The 3,643-nt window shown below is 36.7% G+C and carries 2 protein-coding genes; both read left to right on the top strand.

All coding sequences use genetic code 11. The annotated features are described in order from the left end of the window. The first annotated feature begins 248 nt into the window (after nucleotides 1–248). Nucleotides 249–1,307: a D-alanine--D-alanine ligase family protein gene (locus ACIR131C_RS23565; protein ID WP_071604844.1), complete on the top strand. Its 1,059-nt coding sequence runs from the start codon at nucleotides 249–251 to the stop codon at nucleotides 1,305–1,307. A 207-nt stretch (nucleotides 1,308–1,514) separates the two neighbouring features. Further along, on the top strand, nucleotides 1,515–3,242 hold the full coding sequence (locus ACIR131C_RS0119720; RefSeq protein WP_028091554.1) for an ABC transporter ATP-binding protein: 1,728 nt from the start codon (nucleotides 1,515–1,517) through the stop codon (nucleotides 3,240–3,242). Nucleotides 3,243–3,643: the final 401 nt, after the last annotated feature.

Below are 3,643 nucleotides of genomic sequence, written 5' to 3' on the forward strand. Positions count from 1 at the left end.
GGTGCTGTATTATGTCAAGAAATTTGTGGAATGTGAGATAGAGTTAATTGTCTACCGAAATATAGAAGTAGGAGAAGAAATTACTGCTAACTATAATGGTTCTCCTGAGAATCAATCTCCTATATGGTTTGATGTTGTTGAAGAAATATCTCCAACTTTAGTAAAGATTGAATAATTGGATATTCTATCAATTAACCAATCTGAGTTGGATATTAAAGTTAAGAATGAAAAGTTGATCACGGAGATTTATGGGGTTATTTATTGGTCTATGTTATGACTTGAAGATAGAATATATTAAGGCTGGTTTCAGCACTACTGAAGTGATGGAATTTGATGATGAAGAAACAATCATCGGTTTAGAAAAAGCACTTGGTGATTTGGGTCATCAAGTAGAACCCATTGGTAATGGTAGAGAACTGGCACGGAGGTTAGCAAATGGAAAACGCTGGGATTTAGTATTTAATATCGCTGAAGGAGTAAAAGGGCGATCGCGTGAAGCGCAAGTTCCCGCAGTTTGTGAGTTATTTGACCAGCCTTACACATTTTCTGATCCTCTCACCTGTGCCTTGACCTTAGATAAAGCATTGGCTAAAAGAATAGTGCGCGATCGCAGTTTACCAACAGCCCCCTTTATCGTGGTTAATAATCTTACAGAAGCCGCTAACATTAACCTACCCATACCACTTTTTTTCAAACCCGTGGCTGAAGGTAGTTCTAAAGGCATAACTGGTCAATCTTTAGTTAAAGAACAGTCTGAATTAATTACAACTTACCAAGCATTGCACAGCCAATTTCAACAACCTATTCTTGTAGAAACTTTCCTCCCCGGTCGAGAAGTAACTGTAGGGATTATTGGTAATGGCAGTAATACTAAAGTAGTGGGAGTAATGGAAGTAATTTTTACAGACCAAGCGGAAACAGAGGCCTATACAACTTTGAATAAAAAGGAGTATTTAGAGAGGGTAGCCTATAAATTACTAGTAAATACTGAATCATTAGCCATACAAGCAGAGCAACTAGCTCTAGACGTTTATCATACCTTTGATTGTCGTGATGCTGCTCGTGTAGACTTACGTTGTGATGCTGATGGAGTATTGCATTTTTTGGAAATCAACCCCTTACCAGGATTAGATCATATCTACTCAGATTTACCAATTATGGGGCGTTTGGCAGGTGTGACATATACAGAAATTATTAGTGCCATAGTTAATGCAGCATGGCAAAGATACAGCATATTGCAGGTAAATGAGGTACAACCTTATAATCACAAAACCTGGCAGCGAGGCTGTTTTACTGCTGGTAGCTGAAAGCTGTCTGTATTAAAGTGAATGAGCAAGTTTAAATATCTATCAAATCATAGTAAGTAGGTGAACACAATAAAACCAAACTGTGTAAATAAATGTAAAATCGCTGAAAACTTCTTTACTCTTGCCTATTGCCTATTGCCTCTTGCCTTGCTATAACAACAATTTTCAACGCCAACCTACTTAATACAATCTTTTGATGAAAATATAATGAATATTATTGGTTTTATAAAAACAGTCAGCAAATATATTTATCCATACAAATGGGTGGCGTTATTTTTGGTAATTGGTCGGATATTTGAGGCAGGATTTAACGCCGGAATTGGTGTGAGTTTTAAATTCATTATTGATCAGGCAATTATTCCCCAAGATTATGATTTGCTAATTCTTATTTTGTTATTTCTTGGTATAGGAGCAATTTTCTTAATTATCATTATTTTGCTAGTTGATTATTTTGATGCCCGGTTGAGTATTCTCATTCTTAATAAACTACGTGAGGATTTGTTTGCTCATATTCAAAACTTGTCAATGGATTTTTTCGGCAGAAATTCAGCCGGGAATCTTGTTAATCGGTTTCTGGCTGATGCGGAAAAGGTTGAATACGGTGTTATTCAGGGCATGACTGTCATATTTCTAAATATTAGTAATATGATTTTTTCAGGTATTTATTTATTTTATCTCAATTGGAAATTAGCTATTTTGAGTTCTGTTGGTTTAATTATTTGTGGTTTTGCACCCACTATAATTATCCGTTTTGCAACTGAGGTAGGTTATGAACTCAGAGAAAAGGAAGGATATATTGCTAGTGTCATAGAAGAAAATATTCTTTCTCAACCTGTAATTAAAATATTTGGGCTAGAAACCAGAATGTCAGCCAGTTTTACTGGCCAATTAGGAGAATTGCAGCAGGTATATGTTAAGTCCAAGTTTTTATCTTACTTAGTGCAAAGAATTCCTGAAATTACTTTTATCTTAGTGCAGATAATAATTTTGGGTATTAGCGCAATTATGACATATTGGCATTGGATTTCAGTGGGAACATTAGTTGCTAATCAGGTGTTATTAATCGGATTAAATTCTACTATTAATTATTTTAGCTGGGGACTACCTCATTTAGTCAATGGTGCGGCAGGAATGCAACGTATCCAGGAAATTTTAGAAGAAGTTCCTACAATTCAGGATGTGCCAGAAGCAGTAGATTTACAGGCTTTTGAACAGTCAATTTATTTTGATAATGTGTCGTTTAAATACAGTGAAAATGGCAGAGGACTTGAAAATCTGTCTTTAAAAATTCGCCAAGGTGATTTTGCCGTCTTTGTTGGCGCAAGTGGTGCGGGTAAAAGTACAATTGTGAATCTGTTGACGCGATTTTATGATCCTCAAGAGGGGAAAATCTTATTTGATGGTGTGGATTTAAGTCAGGTAACTGTAAAATCTCTGCGATCGCAAATTGGTTTAGTATCTCAAGAGGTAATATTATTTAACTGCTCAGTGCGGGAAAATATCCGTATGGGTTTTTTAGAAGCCACTGATGAACAAGTAGAAACCGCAGCTAAAGCCGCAGAAATCCACGATTTTATCTTATCTTTACCTCAAGGTTATAATACAACAGTAGGCGATCGCGGTGGGCAATTATCAGGGGGACAACGCCAAAGAATCGCTTTAGCTAGAGCATTGGTAAGAAATCCGGCAATTTTGATTCTTGATGAAGCTACATCAGCTTTAGATCCTGTCACAGAAGCGGAAATATTGACTACTATTGAGCAAATTGCCAAGGAACGCACAATTATTGTCATCACTCACCGCTTGACTCAAGCTTTACGTGCAGATGTGATTTTTGTATTAGAAAATGGGGGTATAGTTGCTTCTGGTTCTCATCCAGATTTGCTTGCACAAAATGGACTATATTCGACATTCTGGCAGGTGGTATCAGCTTAGGTATGCCAATGCCTTATAGATACTGTACAATTAATTATGTAGCTGGCTGATAAAATATGCAAGATACCCTCACTATTACCATTAAACCAGAACTAAAAGCAGCACTTTTAGAAATTACTCAAGCTCAAGGTATCTCCTGATAGCTTGGTTGGTAAAGCCATTGAGGATTACATCTTTACCCACCAATTCCGCGCACTGCGTTCTTATTTGATGGACAAGAATTAAACAGGTTATACCGATGAGGAAATTTTTGAGATAATTTCATGAAGCTAGTTCTAGATACTAATGTTCTGATTGCTGCTGTTACAGCACTACAAGAGTTTTATGAGGTACATATTTAGCGGGCAAGATGCCCGCACCACAAGAGTTTCATGATTCAACTTTGTACCTCATCAGAGCGG

The sequence above is a fragment of the Dolichospermum circinale AWQC131C genome (assembly GCF_000426905.1).
Taxonomy (GTDB): domain Bacteria; phylum Cyanobacteriota; class Cyanobacteriia; order Cyanobacteriales; family Nostocaceae; genus Dolichospermum; species Dolichospermum circinale.

Excerpts from the sequence above, each read along its gene's own strand:
- ACIR131C_RS23565 (WP_071604844.1), top strand. The coding sequence starts at position 249 with ATGGGGTTATTTATTGGTCTATGTTATGACTTGAAGATAGAATATATT.
- ACIR131C_RS0119720 (WP_028091554.1), top strand. The coding sequence starts at position 1,515 with ATGAATATTATTGGTTTTATAAAAACAGTCAGCAAATATATTTATCCA.